This window comes from Streptomyces sp. NPDC059582 (genome assembly GCF_042735715.1).
Lineage (GTDB): Bacteria > Actinomycetota > Actinomycetes > Streptomycetales > Streptomycetaceae > Streptomyces.
The window spans coordinates 56,834-73,606 of record NZ_JBHWCC010000042.1 but is presented as its reverse complement, the minus strand read 5'-3'; the positions used below and the strand labels follow the sequence as shown (position 1 = coordinate 73,606).

The 16,773-nt window shown below is 71.5% G+C and carries 13 protein-coding genes, 2 tRNA genes and 1 pseudogene; 4 read left to right on the top strand and 12 right to left on the bottom strand.

The window, feature by feature from the left end; genetic code table 11:
• Positions 1-116: 116 nt before the first annotated feature.
• Positions 117-1,772 carry a hypothetical protein gene (locus tag ACFV0T_RS30035; RefSeq protein WP_385785755.1) on the top strand — a complete coding sequence of 552 codons (1,656 nt, stop codon included), beginning with the start codon at positions 117-119 and terminating at the stop codon, positions 1,770-1,772.
• Between the two features lie 123 nt (positions 1,773-1,895).
• Here ACFV0T_RS30035 and ACFV0T_RS30030 read toward each other — a convergent pair whose 3' ends face one another.
• Positions 1,896-2,456: an HIT family protein gene (locus ACFV0T_RS30030; protein ID WP_385785753.1), complete on the bottom strand. Its 561-nt coding sequence runs from the start codon at positions 2,454-2,456 to the stop codon at positions 1,896-1,898.
• A 67-nt stretch (positions 2,457-2,523) separates the two neighbouring features.
• Here ACFV0T_RS30030 and ACFV0T_RS30025 point away from each other — a divergent pair, with 67 nt between their 5' ends.
• Complete coding sequence (locus ACFV0T_RS30025; RefSeq protein WP_385785751.1) at positions 2,524-3,180, top strand: potassium channel family protein; 657 nt, start codon at positions 2,524-2,526, stop codon at positions 3,178-3,180.
• A 28-nt stretch (positions 3,181-3,208) separates the two neighbouring features.
• Here ACFV0T_RS30025 and thrS read toward each other — a convergent pair whose 3' ends face one another.
• From thrS to ACFV0T_RS30010, 3 genes are all read right to left on the bottom strand, one after another.
• Entirely contained in the window at positions 3,209-5,185 is a 1,977-nt protein-coding gene (gene thrS, locus ACFV0T_RS30020; RefSeq protein ID WP_385785748.1) for a threonine--tRNA ligase, read from the bottom strand.
• A 99-nt stretch (positions 5,186-5,284) separates the two neighbouring features.
• Positions 5,285-6,502 carry a hypothetical protein gene (locus ACFV0T_RS30015; protein WP_385785746.1) on the bottom strand — a complete coding sequence of 406 codons (1,218 nt, stop codon included), beginning with the start codon at positions 6,500-6,502 and terminating at the stop codon, positions 5,285-5,287.
• Positions 6,499-7,065, bottom strand: coding sequence for a DUF4365 domain-containing protein (locus tag ACFV0T_RS30010; protein ID WP_385785744.1), 567 nt, complete (start codon positions 7,063-7,065; stop codon positions 6,499-6,501). The genes ACFV0T_RS30015 and ACFV0T_RS30010 overlap by 4 nt, the downstream gene beginning before the upstream one ends.
• Positions 7,066-7,233: 168 nt before the next feature.
• Here ACFV0T_RS30010 and ACFV0T_RS30005 point away from each other — a divergent pair, with 168 nt between their 5' ends.
• Positions 7,234-7,959 carry a 3'-5' exonuclease gene (locus ACFV0T_RS30005; protein WP_385785741.1) on the top strand — a complete coding sequence of 242 codons (726 nt, stop codon included), beginning with the start codon at positions 7,234-7,236 and terminating at the stop codon, positions 7,957-7,959.
• 71 nt (positions 7,960-8,030) lie between these two features.
• On the opposite strand, the gene ACFV0T_RS30000 is transcribed toward ACFV0T_RS30005, so the two are convergent.
• Together ACFV0T_RS30000 and ACFV0T_RS29995 are read right to left on the bottom strand one after the other, a co-directional pair.
• Positions 8,031-8,102 (bottom strand) — tRNA-Val (locus ACFV0T_RS30000).
• Positions 8,103-8,141: 39 nt separating this feature from the next.
• Positions 8,142-8,588: an SRPBCC family protein gene (locus ACFV0T_RS29995; RefSeq protein ID WP_385785738.1), complete on the bottom strand. Its 447-nt coding sequence runs from the start codon at positions 8,586-8,588 to the stop codon at positions 8,142-8,144.
• Positions 8,589-8,654: 66 nt separating this feature from the next.
• On the opposite strand from ACFV0T_RS29995, the gene ACFV0T_RS29990 reads away from it, so the two are divergent.
• The gene (locus tag ACFV0T_RS29990; RefSeq protein WP_385785735.1) at positions 8,655-11,066 is read left to right on the top strand and encodes an SCO7613 C-terminal domain-containing membrane protein; all 2,412 of its coding nucleotides are present in this window, start codon (positions 8,655-8,657) and stop codon (positions 11,064-11,066) included.
• Positions 11,067-11,237: 171 nt separating this feature from the next.
• Here the strand turns inward: ACFV0T_RS29990 and ACFV0T_RS29985 are convergent.
• From ACFV0T_RS29985 to ACFV0T_RS29960, 6 genes and pseudogenes are all read right to left on the bottom strand, one after another.
• Positions 11,238-11,600 (bottom strand): annotated as a pseudogene (locus ACFV0T_RS29985) (Tat pathway signal sequence domain protein); the annotation flags it as partial.
• Between the two features lie 6 nt (positions 11,601-11,606).
• The gene (locus ACFV0T_RS29980) at positions 11,607-12,197 is read right to left on the bottom strand and encodes a hypothetical protein (protein ID WP_385785733.1); all 591 of its coding nucleotides are present in this window, start codon (positions 12,195-12,197) and stop codon (positions 11,607-11,609) included.
• 12 nt (positions 12,198-12,209) lie between these two features.
• A complete protein-coding gene (locus ACFV0T_RS29975; protein ID WP_385785731.1) occupies positions 12,210-13,121 on the bottom strand; it encodes a carbohydrate ABC transporter permease in 912 nt (303 codons plus the stop codon).
• A complete protein-coding gene (locus ACFV0T_RS29970) occupies positions 13,118-14,077 on the bottom strand; it encodes a carbohydrate ABC transporter permease (RefSeq protein WP_385785728.1) in 960 nt (319 codons plus the stop codon). The genes ACFV0T_RS29975 and ACFV0T_RS29970 overlap by 4 nt, the downstream gene beginning before the upstream one ends.
• A gap of 11 nt (positions 14,078-14,088) precedes the next feature.
• Positions 14,089-15,375, bottom strand: a complete 1,287-nt coding sequence (locus tag ACFV0T_RS29965; protein WP_385785726.1) for an ABC transporter substrate-binding protein — start codon at positions 15,373-15,375, stop codon at positions 14,089-14,091.
• Between the two features lie 1,303 nt (positions 15,376-16,678).
• A tRNA-Val gene (locus ACFV0T_RS29960) sits at positions 16,679-16,750 on the bottom strand.
• Between the last annotated feature and the right edge of the window lie 23 nt (positions 16,751-16,773).

Sequence of the window (16,773 nt, the reverse complement as noted above, 5' to 3'; positions counted from 1 at the left end):
GTCCGCCGACGAATGTCGGTGCCTGCGGATACGCTGATGACCTGATCAACAGGTGTGCGGGGCAGGGAAGTCGGGAAGGCCGCAGGTGCGGGCACGGGCGGCGTTGGGGGGCGGGTATGACCGTTGGCAGCGGTTACGGCGACATCTTCGGACCACAGGTGCCGCGTACGGGCGACGAGGGTCAGACGGCCACCTTCGCGCTGGCCTCGGCGGCCTACCGGGACAACCCGGTCGAGGAGATAACCAAGGCCGACAACGACTGGCACCAGTCGACCGTGACGGCGGGGAAGATCTCGCTGTTCCGGCCCAACCTCGGCGAGGCCTTCTCCCGGGCGGTGGTGGACCGCATGCTGGGCAGCGACCGCAAGCCGCTCATCCAGTCCTTCGGCACCGAGCCGCAGGTCGTCGTGGAGCACTGTCTGGCCGCCAACAACATCCGCCGGGACCGGGACAACCGGCTGAGCGCGATCATGGTGCTGTGCGGGCTGGTCTTCCTGCCCGGGCTGCTGGTGTGGCTGCTGGTCTTCATCATCCGGACCAACATCGACCGGCGCGACGACAAGCGGGCCTCCGCTCTGGGCACCACCCTGCTCGTCGCCATCGGCGCCCTCGCCGTCATCTTCCTGATCCGTATGCCGTTCACGGGCTTCTGGGCGTGGTACGCCCGCGCGGCCACCGTCATGCCCGTGGTCGGCTGGGTGCTGGCCAAGCGGGTCTGCGAGAGCACGGCCAAGGATCTGCGGGAGCGCTGGGACGGCCTGCTGTCCGGCAGCAGCGTCGGCGCCAAGGTCCCTGAGGCGGTGCCCAGCAGCCCCCGCGAGACCGCGGCCGAGGGGCTGCGCCAGTCGCTGGCCAAGCTCAGCGCCGAACAGCAGTCGAACTCCGTCTTCTACGCCGGCCCCAAGGGCATCCTCGGCATGGGCACCCGCTGGGGTGCCTGGCAGCTGGCCGAGGACCTGCAGCCGGCCGACCCCTCCCGGGAGATCCACCCGTTCCGCAGCTGGGACGTGATCCGCTCCATCCACGACCAGCTGCGGATGCTGGAGCGCGGCCCGCTGAACACCGGCGGCTTCCCGAAGGCGTCGATACGGCACTGGGTCGTCACGCCGATCGGCGAGAACGCGAAGGCGGTGTCCCGGCCGGAGGGCACGGACGTGGAGGCCTACCAGGTCAAGCAGCACGCGATACAGGAGATCTGCAACAAGCAGCAGTTCGGCGCCGGTGACCGGCACTACCTCGGGGTGCAGTGGACGCTGTGGGACGGGCAGCTGGTGATCACCATGCTGATCACCGTGACCGTGCTGCACTCCACCCTGCGCATCGAGGTGACCGGCCATGCGCTCGGTCCGGTGAACCCGCTGTTCACCACCAAGCCGGAGGCACCGAGCAAGCTGGTCACGAAGTCCTTCAAGCCGTGGGAGACCCGCAAAGTACAGCTTCCGCTGGTCACCACCAACGAGGTGGTGCGGCTCGCCGTCCGCGCTCCGCTCACCTGGTATCCGCCGATGCTGAAGTGGCTCGGCGGGACCGTGGGCCTGCCCGAGCCGTTCGGTCTGCGGCACGCGTGGGCGGACCAGCCCTGGCGACACCGCTTCATGGCCGACGACGCGCTGCGCGCAGCCGCGCCGGTGCTGCGGGTGGTGCACTCCGCCGCGCTGCGGGTCCTGGAGGAGAACGGCGTGAACATCGAGAAGTTCGGGATGCGCTCGTCCTTCCTCAGCACGTCGGTGCAGGACGCGTCGCCCCGGAAGGCGGACCTCTACGACGCGTAGGCCTCCGGCGGTCGGGGCCACTGCGCGGCGGGTGGGTGCATCGGTTCCGGGGGCTGGCGCCCCCAGGCCCCCTCTTCGGCCTCACGGCCCCGTCCTCGAACGCCGGACGGGCTGACATACCGGTCAGGCCGTCGGCCAGGCCTCCGCCAGCATCTTGCGGGTGTCCGCCAGCAGCTGCGGCAGCACCCTCGTGTGGCCGACGACCGGCATGAAGTTCGTGTCGCCGCCCCAGCGGGGCACGATGTGCTGGTGGAGGTGGGCGGCGATGCCCGCGCCGGCCACCGTGCCCTGGTTCATGCCGATGTTGAAGCCGTGCGCGCCGGAGGCGGTGCGCAGGGCCGTCATCGCCTGCTTGGTCAGCTCGGCGAGCTCGACGGTCTCCGCCTCGGTGAGATCCGTGTAGTCGGCGACATGACGGTAGGGCACGGTCATCAGGTGGCCCCCGTTGTACGGGTAGAGGTTGAGCACCGCGTACACGTGCTCGCCGCGCCTGACGATCAGCCCGTCCTCGTCGGATTTGGCCGGGATCGCACAGAAGGGACAGCCGTCATCGGCCCCCGGGCCGGTCGGCTTGTTCTCACCCTGGATGTAGGCCATCCGGTGGGGCGTCCACAGGCGCTGGAACGCGTCCTGCGTCCCCACTCCGCTCTGCTGCTCCGGCTCACTCGTCATGCAAGGCAGCATATGGCTTCGCCCGTTCGCGGCGTGTCGGCGGGTGCCGTACCGAACGGCTTGCGGCCAAGCTGGGGCGATGTACCACGACAGCCCCGAGGCCCGCTGGGAGCAGCGCAGCGAGATCCCGCTCGGCGTGGGATCACTGCTGTTTCTCTTCTTCTACGCGGTCCTCGTTCTGGGCCACGACGTGCCCAAGGCGTGGCGGGACACCTGTCTGGCGGCGCTGCTCGTCACCTGGGCACTGTTCGCCGTCGACTACGCCGTGCGCTGGCGGCTGAGCGGGCAGCGTCTGCGTTTCGTCCGGACGCACTGGTTGGACTCGGTGGTGCTCGTGCTGCCCCTGCTGCGCCCGTTGCGGATCGTCAAGGTCTACGAAGCGGTGCAGCACCGGCACGGGCAGCCCCGGTTCAGCCTGCACGCGCGCGTGATCGCGTACGCGAGCCTGTCGGTGACGCTGCTCGGCTTCGCCGGTGCTCTCGCCGTCTACCAGCAGGAGCGCGACGCCCCGGACGCCACGATCCATACCTTCGGGGACTCGTTGTGGTGGGCCTGCTCCACGCTGTCGACGGTGGGCTACGGCGACGTCACTCCGGTGACTCCGTGGGGGCGGGTGATCGCCACGGGCCTCATGGCCTGCGGTCTGGCCCTGCTCGGCGCGGTGACCGGCTCGTTCTCGTCCTGGCTGCTCCAGGTGTTCGCACGAGAGGACGACTTGAGGCCCCCGGGGAGCTGAACTCCCCGGGGGCCTCACCGCGCCGGGATCAGACCTGGGCCCGGTCCTCGACGACCTGCGCGATCTTCGCGATGGCCTCGTCGAACGGGATGCCGTTCTCCTGCGAGCCGTCGCGGTAGCGGAAGGACACCGAGCCGGCCGACATGTCCTCGTCGCCCGCGATGACCATGAAGGGCACCTTCTGCTTCTGGGCGTTGCGGATCTTCTTCTGCATCCGGTCGGAGGAGGAGTCCACCTCGACGCGCAGGCCCTTCTTCTTGGCCGCCGCCGCGAACTTCTCCAGGTACTCGATGTGCGCGTCGCCGATCGGAATGCCGACCGCCTGGACGGGGGCGAGCCACGCCGGGAAGGCACCCGCGTAGTGCTCGAGGAGCACCGCGAAGAACCGCTCGATCGATCCGAAGAGGGCCCGGTGGATCATGACGGGACGCTGCTTGGCGCCGTCGGGACCGGTGTACTCCAGGTCGAAGCGCTCCGGCAGGTTGAAGTCCAGCTGGACCGTCGACATCTGCCAGGTCCTGCCGATCGCGTCCTTCGTCTGGACGGAGATCTTCGGGCCGTAGAACGCGGCGCCGCCCGGGTCGGGCACCAGCGGGAGGCCCTGCTTCTCGGCGACCTGGCGCAGCGTCTCGGTGGCCTCCTCCCAGACCTCGTCCGTGCCGACGAACTTCTCCGGGTCCTTGGTGGAGAGCTCCAGGTAGAAGTCCGTGAGGCCGTAGTCACGCAGGAGGTTCAGGACGAAGGTGAGCGTCTTGTCGAGCTCGTCGGCCATCTGCTCGCGGGTGCAGTAGATGTGCGCGTCGTCCTGGGTGAAACCGCGGGCGCGGGTCAGGCCGTGCACGACGCCCGACTTCTCGTACCGGTACACGGTGCCGAACTCGAACAGGCGCAGCGGCAGCTCGCGGTAGGAGCGGCCGCGCGCGTCGAAGATCAGGTTGTGCATCGGGCAGTTCATGGGCTTGAGGTAGTAGTCCACGCCCTCGTCGAGCTGCATGGGCGGGTACATGCCGTCGGCGTACCAGTCCAGGTGGCCCGAGGTCTCGAAGAGCTTCCCCTTCGTGGCGTGCGGGGTGTAGACGAACTCGTAGCCCTCTTCCTCGTGGCGGCGGCGCGAGTAGTCCTCCATCACGCGGCGGACGATGCCGCCCTTGGGGTGGAAGACCGCCAGGCCGGAGCCGATCTGCTCCGGGATGGAGAACAGGTCCAGCTCGTTGCCCAGCTTGCGGTGGTCGCGCTTCTCGGCCTCGGCGAGGAAGTCGAGGTAGGCCTTCAGCTCGTCCTTGGACGGCCAGGCGGTGCCGTAGATGCGCTGGAGCATCGGGTTCTTCTCGCTGCCGCGCCAGTAGGCGGCCGCGTTGCGCATCAGCTTGAACGCCGGGATCAGCCGGGTGGACGGCAGGTGCGGACCGCGGCAGAGGTCCTTCCAGCACAGCTCGCCGGTCTTGGCGTCGAGGTTGTCGTAGATGGTCAGCTCGCCGGCGCCGACCTCGACGTCCGCGCCGTCGTCGTGCGACGCCGAACCCTTGAGGCCGATCAGCTCCAGCTTGTAGGGCTCGTTCGCCAGTTCCTCGCGGGCGGCCTCGTCGGTGACGACACGGCGGGAGAAGCGCTGGCCGCGCTTCTGGATCTCCTGCATCTTCTTCTCGACGGCCTTGAGATCCTCGGGCGTGAACGGCTTCTCGACGTCGAAGTCGTAGTAGAAGCCGTCCTTGACCGGCGGGCCGATGCCCAGCTTGGCCTCGGGGAAGAGCTCCTGCACGGCCTGGGCCAGCACGTGGGCGGTGGAGTGGCGCAGGATGCCCAGACCGTCCTCGGAGGAGATCTCCACACCCTCGACGGTCTCGCCGTCCCGCACCGCGTAGGTGAGGTCCCTGAGCTCGCCACCCACGCGCGCGGCGATGATCGAGCGCTCGCCGGCGAAGAGGTCGGCGGCCGTAGTGCCCGTCGTCACCACGCGTTCTTCCCGCTCGGAATCGCGCTGGATGATCACACGGACGTCTGACACCGGTCTCTCCTGACTGAAGGGGGTGCGGCGCCATACCAGGAGCGCGCGCATGAGGGGGATCGTACCGACCCCGACCCGCCGACCGCGAAACGGTTACCGTCAGTCCTCCCCCGCGCACGCCTCCTCGAAGAAGTCCAGGTTCTCCTGGAGCGACTTCATCAGCCGGTCCCGCTCCGCCTCGTCGACCTGGACCGGTACGACCCCGCCCGCGCCGGTGAGCCTGCGGAAGCCGCCCCGGCTCTCCAGCCGCCCGTGCACCCGCACCGGCAGCCCGACCAGGTGGGCCTGCCCCGCGATGCGGTAGTCCTCCTCGTCCAGCGTCAGCCGGACGTGCGGGACCTCGGCCCCGGCGATCACCCGCAGCCGTACGGCTCCCTCGCCGCGCGGTCCCGACCTGCGCATCCGCTCCACCGTGCCGGTGATCCGCACCGGTACGGACGGCTCCTCGCGCAGATAGCGTGCCCCGGCCGCGCGCAGCACCGGCAGGTCGCCGGGCGAGAACTCGACGGGCTCGACGCCGGCCGCGCAGTCCTCGGGCACGCCGGCGGCGGGCGCCCACTCGACGGCGATGCGGGCACCCTCGGCGCCGCGCACCAGGGCGATCAGCGCCTCGGTGAGCTCACGGCTGACGCCCGCCTCGACGGCTCCGTCGAAGGCGTCCATGCCGCCGGTGGCCCGCTGGTAGTCGATGGCCTCACGGACGGCGTACAGGGCCTGGTGGAGGCGGACGGCGAGCGGACGGGCGGTGCCGACGGGCACGAAGGCGGTCAGGTCGCGGCCGCCGGCCGCGGAGCCGACGAGGACGGTCTCCAGCAGCCCGGCGGCCGGGCGGCGGTGCCGGGCGCCGTAGTAGCCGGCCCGCGCGCGGGTGGCGAGTGCGCCGGCGAGCAGCATCAGCCGGGCGGCGCCGCGCAACTGTTCCTCGACGGTCCAGGACGCCGCTCCGGCGGGCCCGCTGGGTACGTCCCGCCACCAGCGGATCTCGTCGCTGGGCACGGTGAGCCCGACCAGCACCTCGCGCGCGGACGGGGTCCCGCTGCGGGACAGCGCGAGCAGCGCCTCGCCCAGCAGGTCGTCGCTGTCGGGGAAGGCGCGGTTCTCGGGCACCAGCAGGCTCGTCCCGCCGCCGCCCGGGCCGGGCGGGGTCCAGCGGCCGTAGCGTCCGGCGGCGCCGCCGCGGCGCTGCCAGCCGTGCCGGCGCAGCAGGGCGCCGAGGACGGCGGGGTCGACCTCGTCGGGTGCGGGCGGCCGGTCCCAGGGGGCCTCGGGGTGCGCCCTCACCGGGCGCAGCGCCTCGTCGAGCGGGCGGTGCGTCATGGTCTGCCTCCCGTCCCGACCCGCGTCATGATCTCGCACAGCGCCCGGTCGTCGAAGATGCGTGAGGTCGGTATACGCACGGTGGTCCGGTGCCGGCCGGTGATGGGCTGTCCGGCCAGGTTGACCCAGTAGCAGCAGTGCCGCAGGTCGAGACGGTCGTGGCTGGCGCGCAGCCAGTCGTCCTGGGATCTGGGGACGAGCATCACGACCAGGATCTTGTGCACCGAGACCGGCGTGCGGGCGAGTTTCGCCAGGTGGTCGTTGTCGAGGGTGAAGGAGAAGAACCGGCCCGGTGGATTGGGCCGGATCTGGTAGGTGCACTTCAGCTGCACCTTGATGGTGACCTCGTCGTCGACCGTGTGTCCGGGCGAGCCGTGACTGACGTGCCAGTCGATGCCGTTGTCCGGAAACGGCTGTGACAACGAGCATCCCGCGGCCGCGGCGACCGCGTGCAGATACCCCACCTGCAATGTCTCCATGCAGGCGGTGGTGGCGAGAGTGCCGCGATGGGGTGCCGTCCGTTCGGGCAGCAGCCCGCCCCGCTCGGGCTGCGCTATCACCATGGCCAACAGCCTTCCACGCCAGGAGTTTTCCCACGATGGGCCGCTGAACTGCAAAGACCCGTACTCCTGTTGTGTCCTTCCGGCGTACGGCGCAAACAGCCCGGGTATCACCAAACAGGCAGAAGACGGTGCGTCACCTGCCGTGGGTGAACGAGGAGTTGTATTCCCATGACGTACTGGTACGAGGGACCCCTGGCCGGGTTCGACACCGAGACCACGGGCGTGGACGTCGAGACCGACCGCATAGTGTCGGCCGCCCTCGTCGTCCAGGACGCCCCGGGTGCCCGGCCGCGCGTACGGCGCTGGCTGGTGAACCCGGGCGTGCGGGTGCCCGCCGACGCGACGGCGGTGCACGGACTGACGGAGGATCACCTCCAGCGCAACGGCCGCTGGCCCGCGCCGGTGATGTACGAGATAGCGGAGGACCTGGCCGAACAGGCGGCGGCGGGCCGCCCCCTGGTGGTCATGAACGCGCCGTTCGACCTGACCCTCCTGGACCGCGAACTGCGCCGGCACCGGGCCTCGTCGCTCGACCGCTGGTTCGACGCGGCACCGCTGCGGGTGCTCGACCCACGGGTGCTGGACAAACACCTGGACCGTTACCGCAAGGGCCGCCGCACCCTCACCGACCTGTGCGCGCACTACGGCGTCGCGCTCGACGGGGCGCACGACGCGGCCGAGGACGCGCTGGCCTCGCTGGAGGTCGTCCGGGCGCTGGGCCGTCGCTTCGCGACCCGGCTGGAACGCCTCTCCCCCGCCGACCTGCACACCCTGCAGGCGGTATGGCACGCGGCCCAGGCGCGCGGCCTCCAGGCGTGGTTCGCGCGCAGCGGCACCGAGGAGCAGGTGGACCAGTCGTGGCCGCTGCGCCCGGATCTGGAGGCGGCGGCTTGACCGAACCGTCCCCAGCTCGCGCGACGGCATACAAAAGGCCGGTCCGTCTGCACGGACCGGCCCTTTCCCGGTGGGCGATACTGGGTTCGAACCAGTGACCTCTTCGGTGTGAACGAAGCGCTCTCCCACTGAGCTAATCGCCCGGGAACGCACTGAACAATACAGGGCCCCGCGGGCTTCGTTCAAACCGCTTGCAGGTATCCGGCGAGGCCGCGCCGTCCGGCGCGCATCATCAGCCGGTGGTTGGCCCGGAAGACCGGCCGCCCCGGCACGGCGAACCGTCTGAGCAGCGGCTTGTTCACGTCGACCACCTGTTCGTAGCACGCGAGGGTGCCCTCGCCGTCCGCGGTGAGCGTCCAGCGCGCCCAGCCGTCGATGTCACCGGACATCGCGATCTCCAGCACCCCGGCCGCCGGGTCGCGCCGCACCTCGCGCGCCGTGAAGGTCATGTCGTACGGCAGCAGGGAGCGGATCCGGATGACGCCGGTGCTGTCGTCGAGCCGGGTCACCTCGCGGACCTGGGGCCACCACCGGGGATAGTGCTCGGCCCGCTCCAGCGCCTCGTACACGGTCGCGGGCGCCGCGGGCAGGGACCACCGGCTGAGGAAGCGGTATCGGGTCCAGTCCATGGGCAGAGTCTGCCCGCACCCGGCGGCTTCTCCCGGGATCTGAGTACGTCCTGAGTATCCACGCTCATGCCGTACGGCGTGACGCGGACCACACTCCGGGACATGACGCATGTTCCGCCCCCGGCCGAGGAGTTGCGGATCCTCGATGCCGAGCTGTGGCAACTGGACGCCCGCCGGGCCCAGTTGCTGGCCCGCCGCGCCTGGCTGCTCACCGCCCTGCAACCACCCCGGCAGCAACCGGTACAACCGGTGGCCCCGCCCCGGCCGGAGGCCACCGCACCCCGCGTGCAGAACGTGCTCCTGCTGCTCGGCGGTGTGCTGCTCACCCTCGCGGCGATGGTGTTCACGCTGGTCAGTTGGGGGCAGCTGGGCATCGCCGGGCGGAGTCTGGTGCTCGGCGCGGTCACCCTGACCGTGCTCGCGGCGCCGGTGCCGCTGCTGCGGCGCGGTCTGCGCTCGACGGCCGAGTCGGTGGTGGGGCTGGGGCTGGCGCTCACGGTGCTCGACGCGTACGCGCTGTACGAGGTCGGCTTCGCGGGGTCGGACGGCACGGTGTACGCGGCGGTCGCGTCGGCGGTACTGGCCGGGCTCTGGACGGCGTACGGCCTCGGACTGGACAGGCTGCGTCTGCCGCTGCCAGCGGCCCTGCGCCTGCCGCTGCCCGCCGCTCTGACCGCGGCCCAGCTCCCGCTGCCGCTGGCCGCGATCGCCGCCGACGCGCTGCCGTACGGCGTCACGGCCGCGCTCCTCGTGACGGCCGGCTGGGACACGGTCGTGGCGCTCCGGGCGACCGCCCGGGCCGTCCGGTACGTCGCCGCCGTCGGCGCTTACGGCCTGGGCGCCTGGGGCGTGTCGGCGGCCGGCCTGCTGTCCTGGACGGCCACCGGTCCGAGCGCCGCCGCCCGTGCGGCGGCGCTCCTCACCCTCGCCGCGGGGATCGCGCTGGGGGCCGCGTGGCGGGCGCGGCAGCCGCTGGTCGCCGCCGTCACCGCGCCGGCCGGCGGTCTGCTGCTGGTCGCGGCGGCCGGCGGCCCGTTGCGGGCGGCGCTGCCCGGCGGCTGGACGGTGCCCGCGTATCTGGTGTGTGGTGTGGCGCTGTTGGCGGCGCTGCGCGGCCCGCTCCCCGAGCCCGTACGCCGTGGTCTGGTCCGGGCCTCCGGTGTCGTGCAGCTGGCGGCGCTCACCGCCACGCTCCCGCTCGTCGCCGCCACGTTGCTCGGTCCGGTCGGCCGGGTGGGGCGGCCGTGGTCGGGTGGCCCGGCCGACGCCCGTGCCGCGGTGGCGGCGGACGTCCCGTGGCCCGCGCACGCGGCACAGCCGCTGATCGCCCCGCTGGTCGTCGCCGCCGTGCTGGTCCTGCTGGTGCGCGCCGAGGTCTGGCGGCAGCGCGCCCTGTCCGGGGCGCTGGTGCTCGTGTGGGCCACGGCTCTGGCCCTGCCCGCGGTGTTCGCACTCCCCTACGCCGCCGGGCTGTGGGCGCAGGGCGCCGTGACGGCGGCCCTCCTCGCGGCGGCGGCGTCCGGCCGCCTCTCCCCGCTCCTCCGGCTCACGGCGACCGTGTCGGCCCTGGTGGGTTCGCTCGGTCTCGCGTTCCTCGCCCTCGCCGCCGAGGCCGCGACCCTGACCGTGCTGTCCGCCCTGACCCTGCTGTTCGCGGCGGTCTCGTGGCGCCGGGAGACGGCCCCGGTGACCGCTGCGACGGCACTGTCCTACGCCGCCGCGCTGGCCTGTGCGACGGGCGCCGCCGCGCACTGGCGGCCGGAGCACATCGCGCTGCTGGTCCTGGTGGTCGTGGTGGCGGCGGCCCTGCTCGCGCCGCGAGTCGCCGACCCCCTGACGCTGGAGGTGCCGGGTGCCGTCGCGGCCCTCGTGGCCATCGGGCTCGCGGCCGCGGACCTGCCGACGCTGGCGCTGGTCCTGTCGTTGTGCGCGGTGATAGCCGCGGGCACGGCGCTACGACAGGACCGGCGCCACGTCGGCTACGCGGCCGTCGTCCTGTTCGTGCTGGCCGCGTGGGTACGGCTGGCGGCCTGGCGGATCGGCGTCCCGGAGGCGTACACCCTGCCGGTCACGGTCCCGGCGCTGCTCGTCGGAGCCCTGCGCCGGCGCCGCGACCCGCACACCTCGTCCTGGACGGCGTACGGTCCCGCACTCGCGACCACGCTGCTGCCGAGTCTCGCCGCGGCCTGGGCCGACGTCGAGTTCACCCGCCCCGCGCTGCTGGGCGCGGCGGCGCTGGTGCTGACCCTGCTGGGCGCCCGGCACCGCCTCCGGGCACCCCTGGTGCTGGGCGGTTCGGTGCTGGTCCTGGACACGCTGCACGAACTCGCCCCCTATCTCGTCGAGATGGCCGACCTGCTGCCGCGCTGGCTGCCGCCCGCCCTCGCCGGACTGCTGCTGCTCGCACTCGGGGCGACGTACGAGCAGCGGCTGCGGGACGTCCGGAAGGTGCGGGAGGTCCTGGGGAAGATGAACTAGTCCGTGGCAGGCAACGTTCGCCCGTGAAGGAGCGGCGTCCGGTGCGTGCTCCCGGCGGGCCGGCCGGACGTCCTCGTACTGGACGTACGTGGGCTTTCGGCCGGTGCGGCGAGAGGGCGTGCCGGGCATCGCGACGGGGCGAACATCGCCTGCTGCGGCACTAGTTCCGGGCTAGGGCATCCTGTCGCCGAGCAGCGCCGGGTTCTCGATGGCGGCGAGGCCGTAGAGCGCGGTGTCGTTGCTGGACACCCAGGCGGCCTCGCTGCCCGCGACCAGGGTGGCCGGGCCGTCGAGCCGTTCCGTCCGCCACGGCGAGGACTCCGTATAGCCGTCGGAGCCGTAGAACTTCGTCCACGCCCGCTGGGCGAGCGCCGCGTCACCGGTCCGGACGGCGGCGTACGCGTCCAGGCGCGAGTGGCCCTGGAACAGCAGCAGGCTGCCGAAGTCGGTGCCGTAGCGCGCCGCCTGTTGCGCCTTGGTGGCGTCGAGGTAGCGGCAGTAGTCCAGGTAGGCCTCCTTGAAGCGGGGCATGTCGAACCCTCAGCGGTGCCGGTGGCGCTCCTCGACGGCGACGGCCGCGGCCGCGACGGCCCCCAGGACGGGGATCGCCAGCGGCGCGACGAACCAGCCGGACAGCACGGCCACGGCCACTCCGGCGACGAGCAGGAACGATCCGGCGGGGTCGAGGACGGTCCGGCGGCCGGCCTGCGCGAGCAGTGCCCGCCAGGTCGCGCCCGGCGTCCAGAGCGCCGCCGCGCGCAGCCCGGCGACGGCGAGGCCGATCAGCGCGAACAGTCCGACGGCGCCGACGAGCGGTCCGCCGGGAATCCCGGCCCGCGCGGCCTGGACGTCCACCCACACCGCGGCCAGGGCCGCCCACCCGGCGAGCCCGGCGAGCCACCCGCCGCGCACGGCGGTGCCGAAGTCGGCGACGAAGGCGCGCCAGCCGCCGCCCTGATGGCTCGTACGACGGCGCAGGTGCCGGGCTCCGGCCGCGAAGGCGGCCGGATACGTGACCACGCCCAGCGACGCCACCGCGATCCACACCCCCGTCAGCAGGCACTCGGCGAAGACCCCGAACCGCTCCGCGAAGGCGGACTCCCTCTGTGCTTTCCCCCGTGCTCCGGCCATGGTGTGCCCACCTCAGCCCTTCAGTCCGGAGGTCGCCATGCCGTCGATCAGATAGCGCTGGAAGGCGAGGAAGAACGCCAGCACCGGCAGCAGCGCGACCAGCGACATCGCGATCAGTCCGCCGTAGTTGGCGGCCACGCCGTCCGAGTCGCGGAACATCACCATGCCGAGCGAGACGGTGTACTTACCGGGCTCGTTGAGGTAGATCAGCGGGCCCATGAAATCGTTCCACGCGTTGATGAACGTGAAGATCGCGCTGGTGATGAGTGCCGGCCGGCACAGCGGCAGCATGATCGACCAGTAGATCCGCAGATGGCCGCAGCCGTCGATCCGGGCCGCCTCGTCCAGTTCCTTCGGCAGGTTCCGCATGAACTGCACCATGAGGAAGACGAAGAACGCCTCCGTGGCCAGGTACTTGCCGAGGAGCAGCGGCACATAGGTGTTGATGAGCTCCAGCTTCTGGAACATCACGTACTGCGGGATGAGCAGTACGTGGTACGGCAGCAGGAGGGTGCCGATCATCAGCGCGAACAGCAGGTTCCGGCCGGCGAACCCGATCCGCGCGAAGGCGTACGCCGTCAGGGAGCAGGAGACGAGGATGCCGACGACGGCGCCGAGCGCGTAGAAGAGGGAGTTCTCGAAGAACGTCGCGATCGAGATGTCGGCGATCCCGTCGGCCAGGCCCTTGAAGTTGCCGAGGACCGGGCTGGTCGGGAACAGGTCGAGGCTGTTGACGATGTCCTTGCTGGGCTTGAACGAGGCGCCGATCACCCACAGGACGGGATAGAGGACGACGGCGAGGACCAGCAGCGCGCCGAGGTGCCAGACCAGCGAGCCGGTGCGCCTGCGGCCGGGGCCGTGCGGCTCGGGGGTGGGCGTGGCGGCCGAGATGGGCGTGGGGGTGGTGGGATGGGTGGTGCTCATCGCGCGGCCTCCTCGTAGTGCACCCACTTCTTCTGCGACCAGAAGAGGACCGCCGTCACCAGCGCCACGGCGAGCAGCAGCATCCAGGCCATGGCGGACGCGAAGCCCATCTGCGCGTTCTTGAAGCCCTGCTGGTAGAGGTAGCAGGTGTAGACGAGCGTGGCGTCGGCCGGTCCGCAGTAACCGTTGGAGACGACGTACGCCGAGCCGAAGATCTGGAACGAGTGGATGGTCTCCAGCAGCACGTTGAAGAAGAGGACCGGGGAGATCATCGGCAGGGTGATGTTCCAGAACCGCCGGAAGGGTCCGGCGCCGTCCATCGCGGCTGCCTCGTACAGCTCCTTCGGCACTTGCTTCAGCCCCGCGAGGAAGATCACCATCGGGGCGCCGAACTGCCACACGGTGAGCGCGACCAGGCTGTAGAGGATCCAGTCGGGGTTGCCGACCCAGCCGCCCACGTCGAAGCCGAGGAACGACTGGGCGCGGTCCACGACGGCGTCGTCCGAGAAGAGCGCGCGCCACACGAAGCCGACGGAGACGCTCGCGCCGATCAGCGAGGGGGCGTAGAACGCGGCCCGGTAGAAGGCCTGCCCGCGTCGGCTCTGCGCGAGCAGCAGGGCGACCCCGAGCGCGAGCAGCAGCTTCAGCGGTGTGCCGATGACGACGTACTTGGCCGTCACCTCGACCGACCGCTGCCACCGGGGGTCGTCGAACATCCTGGTGAAGTTGCCGAAGCCGATCCACTGCGGCGCGTCGAAGAGGTTGTAGTCGGTGAACGCGAAGTAGAGCGAGGCGATCATGGGTCCCGCGGTCAGCAGCAGGAAGCCCGCGATCCAGGGGGACATGAAGAGATAGCCGGCGAGGTTCTCCCGGCGGCCCCGTCGCCGGACGGCAGCGGGGGCGGGGGCGGAACGGACCTTCCGGGTGTCGAGCGGAGGGTCCTTGACGAGCGTCACGGGTGTTCCCCTCAGGCTTGGAAGGCGGCCTCGGACTCGGAGAAGAACTGCTTCACCGCGTCGGAGACCTTGGTCTTGCCCTGGGCCATGTCGCCTCCGATGCGCAGGAAGGCGGCCTCGACGGTGTCGGCGCCCGACGGGTGCGGGGTGATCGTCCCGAGGACCCCCGACTTGGCGGTGTCGTCCTCGTACTGCGCGATCTCCTTGCCCACGGCGTCGGTCGGCTTGTAGGCGTCGTACTGCTCGGTGCTGGCCAGGATGCCGCGGTCGTAGCCCATGATCTTGCCGACCTCGGGGTCGTGGACCATGAAGTCGATGAACTGCGCGACCTCTTTCGGGTGCTTGGTGCGGGCGGAACCGCTCAGCATCAGGGAGGCGAGGTACTGGCCGGTGTCCTTGCCGTCCGTGGTGGGGATGGGGGCGAGACCGTAGGTGCCGGCGCCCTCCGCCGAGTAGCGGACCGTGAAGTTGTCCCAGGTGAACTCGGAGGCGCCGTGCGCGGCGGTCACCGACGACTTGGGCTTGTCCTGTTCGACGGTCTTCGGGGAGGTGATGATCCCGGCCTTGACGCGGTTGTACGCGTCGGTCCACCACTCCGTCAGGTCGGCCTGGTCGAAACCGAGTCCGTCCTTGTCGAAGAACGCCTTGCCGTTCTGGCGGAGGTAGAGGTCGTACAGGTACATGATGCTGAAGTAGCCGGTGTCCCCGGCGACCCCGGTCCTGTCGTGGATCGTCTTCAGGGCCTTGAAGTAGTCGTCCCAGGTCCAGCCCGGCTTCGGGTCGACGCCCGCCTCCTCGAAGACCTTCTTGTCGACGACCAGCGCCATCGTGTTGGAACCGACGGGGATACCGAGCTGCTTGCCGTCGACCTCGCCGACCGCGGTGACACCCTCGCGGAAGTGGTCCAGGCTCAGATTTCCCGCGTCGATCTGCGACTTGAGGTCCAGCAGGATGCCGCGCTTGTCGTACTTCCGAAGAAATCCAACGGCGTTCTGGAATACGTCCGGTGGATTTCCGCCGGCGGCCTGCGTCTGGAACTTCTCCCAGAAAGAGACGTAGTCCTGGAAGTCCGTCTTCACCTTGATCTTCGGGTACTTCTTCTCGAAGAGCGCGATGGATTGGTTGATCCTCTTGGCCCGTTCGTCGGCACCCCACCACGAGTAACGGATCGTCACCGTCCCGTCGGCCGACGTGCCGCTGTCGCCCCCGCAGCCCGTCGTGGCGGCCAGCCCCAGCGTGACCGCCGAAGCCCCGGCCACCTTCAGGATCGTGCGCCTCTCAACATCCCTGGTTCCCACAGTCGGGCCCTCCTCGCAGCGCCGTTCGGCTCATGAATCGTTTCAAGTAAGCGCTTTCCGCCACAAGTTACGGAGGGGTGGTGGGTGCGTCAATGACACGGACACGATTTTTTTCCGAGACGGCTGGACTGCCCGGGGGCGGCGCACAGGGGGTGCGGGGCCCGGTGGGTCGATGTCGCGGGTGGCGGTGGTGAGGGCGGCGGGGGCCGTGAGGGGCGCGGTGGGCCGGCGAGGGCGCGAGGGGCGCGTCTACGGGATCGATGCGGGCCGGGGGTGAGCGACAGGCGAGGCGAGGGCCGGCGGGAGATGGAGTGAGGGCGCTCGGAAGGCGAGGTTCCAGGCCGGCGGGACGGGGGGAGCGGCTGAAAGTCGACGGTCTGCCGGGGGCGCGACGGATGCGGGGCGGGGGCTTGCGAGGGTCCCGGGGGGCGGTGGCGGGTCCGGGCGTGGGCTCAGCGGTGCGGTGCTGTGGGTCCGGGACGGCGCGGGGGCCGGCGCTGGGCGGGGTCCGGACAGGCGGACGGGAGGACCCCGGGGTGGGCACGGGCGGGGTCCGGACGGACGGGAGGACCCCGGGGTGGGCACGGGCGGGGTCCGGACGGACGGACGGGAGGACCCCCGGGGTGGGCGCGGGCGGGTCCGGGCGGGCGGACGGGAGGACCCCGGGGTCGGCACGGGCGGGGTCCGGACGGGCGGACGGGAGCTCTCCGGGGTCGGCACGGGCGGACGGGCGGACGGGAGGTCCCCGGGGTCGGCGCGGGCGGGGTCCGGACGGGCGGACGGGAGGTCCCCGGGGTGGGCACGGGCGGGGTCCGGACGGGCGGACGGCCCCCCGAGGGTGGGCGGGGGAGAGACCCGGGGCGGGTGGGCGTGAGGAACCGAGGGGCGGGCGCGGGAGGGGTCCGGAGCGGGTGAACGCGAGGACCGGAGGGCGGGCGCCGGAGAGGTCCCGGGCGGGTGAACGCGACGACCCGGGGGGCCGGCGCAGGCGAGGTCCAGGGCGGTGCCGTGGAGGCCCGAGGTGGGCCGATGCGCGGTCCCCGGAGCGGGTACAGGCACGGTCCGGAGCAGAGGCTCACGCGGTCCGGAGCAGAGGCTCACGCGGTCCGGAGCGGGTGCGTGTGAGGTCCGGGGGCGGGCAGCGGGACGCCGGAGCATGTCGGCGGGCGGCTCGGCGCCGGGGCGGTGTCGGCTCCGGGGCGCGGGGTGGCGTGCGGGGCTCGGGCTCACGCCCACGGGGGTGTCACACGCCCAACGAACAGCGGCCCACCTGCACATTCGCAGATGGGCCGCTGATTCCGGGTGGGCGATACTGGGTTCGAACCAGTGACCTCTTCGGTGTGAACGAAGCGCTCTCCCACTGAGCTAATCGCCCGGGCGCAGGAAGAACATTACCCC

What these genes read in the sequence shown, in the direction of transcription:
- ACFV0T_RS30025 (WP_385785751.1), top strand. Translation starts at nt 2,524, where the DNA reads ATGTACCACGACAGCCCCGAGGCCCGCTGGGAGCAGCGCAGCGAGATC.
- ACFV0T_RS29990 (WP_385785735.1), top strand. Translation starts at nt 8,655, where the DNA reads ATGCCGTACGGCGTGACGCGGACCACACTCCGGGACATGACGCATGTT.
- ACFV0T_RS29980 (WP_385785733.1), bottom strand. Translation starts at nt 12,197, where the DNA reads ATGGCCGGAGCACGGGGGAAAGCACAGAGGGAGTCCGCCTTCGCGGAG.
- ACFV0T_RS29995 (WP_385785738.1), bottom strand. Translation starts at nt 8,588, where the DNA reads ATGGACTGGACCCGATACCGCTTCCTCAGCCGGTGGTCCCTGCCCGCG.
- ACFV0T_RS30035 (WP_385785755.1), top strand. Translation starts at nt 117, where the DNA reads ATGACCGTTGGCAGCGGTTACGGCGACATCTTCGGACCACAGGTGCCG.
- ACFV0T_RS30015 (WP_385785746.1), bottom strand. Translation starts at nt 6,502, where the DNA reads ATGACGCACCGCCCGCTCGACGAGGCGCTGCGCCCGGTGAGGGCGCAC.
- ACFV0T_RS30030 (WP_385785753.1), bottom strand. Translation starts at nt 2,456, where the DNA reads ATGCTGCCTTGCATGACGAGTGAGCCGGAGCAGCAGAGCGGAGTGGGG.
- ACFV0T_RS30005 (WP_385785741.1), top strand. Translation starts at nt 7,234, where the DNA reads ATGACGTACTGGTACGAGGGACCCCTGGCCGGGTTCGACACCGAGACC.
- ACFV0T_RS29975 (WP_385785731.1), bottom strand. Translation starts at nt 13,121, where the DNA reads ATGAGCACCACCCATCCCACCACCCCCACGCCCATCTCGGCCGCCACG.
- ACFV0T_RS30010 (WP_385785744.1), bottom strand. Translation starts at nt 7,065, where the DNA reads ATGGTGATAGCGCAGCCCGAGCGGGGCGGGCTGCTGCCCGAACGGACG.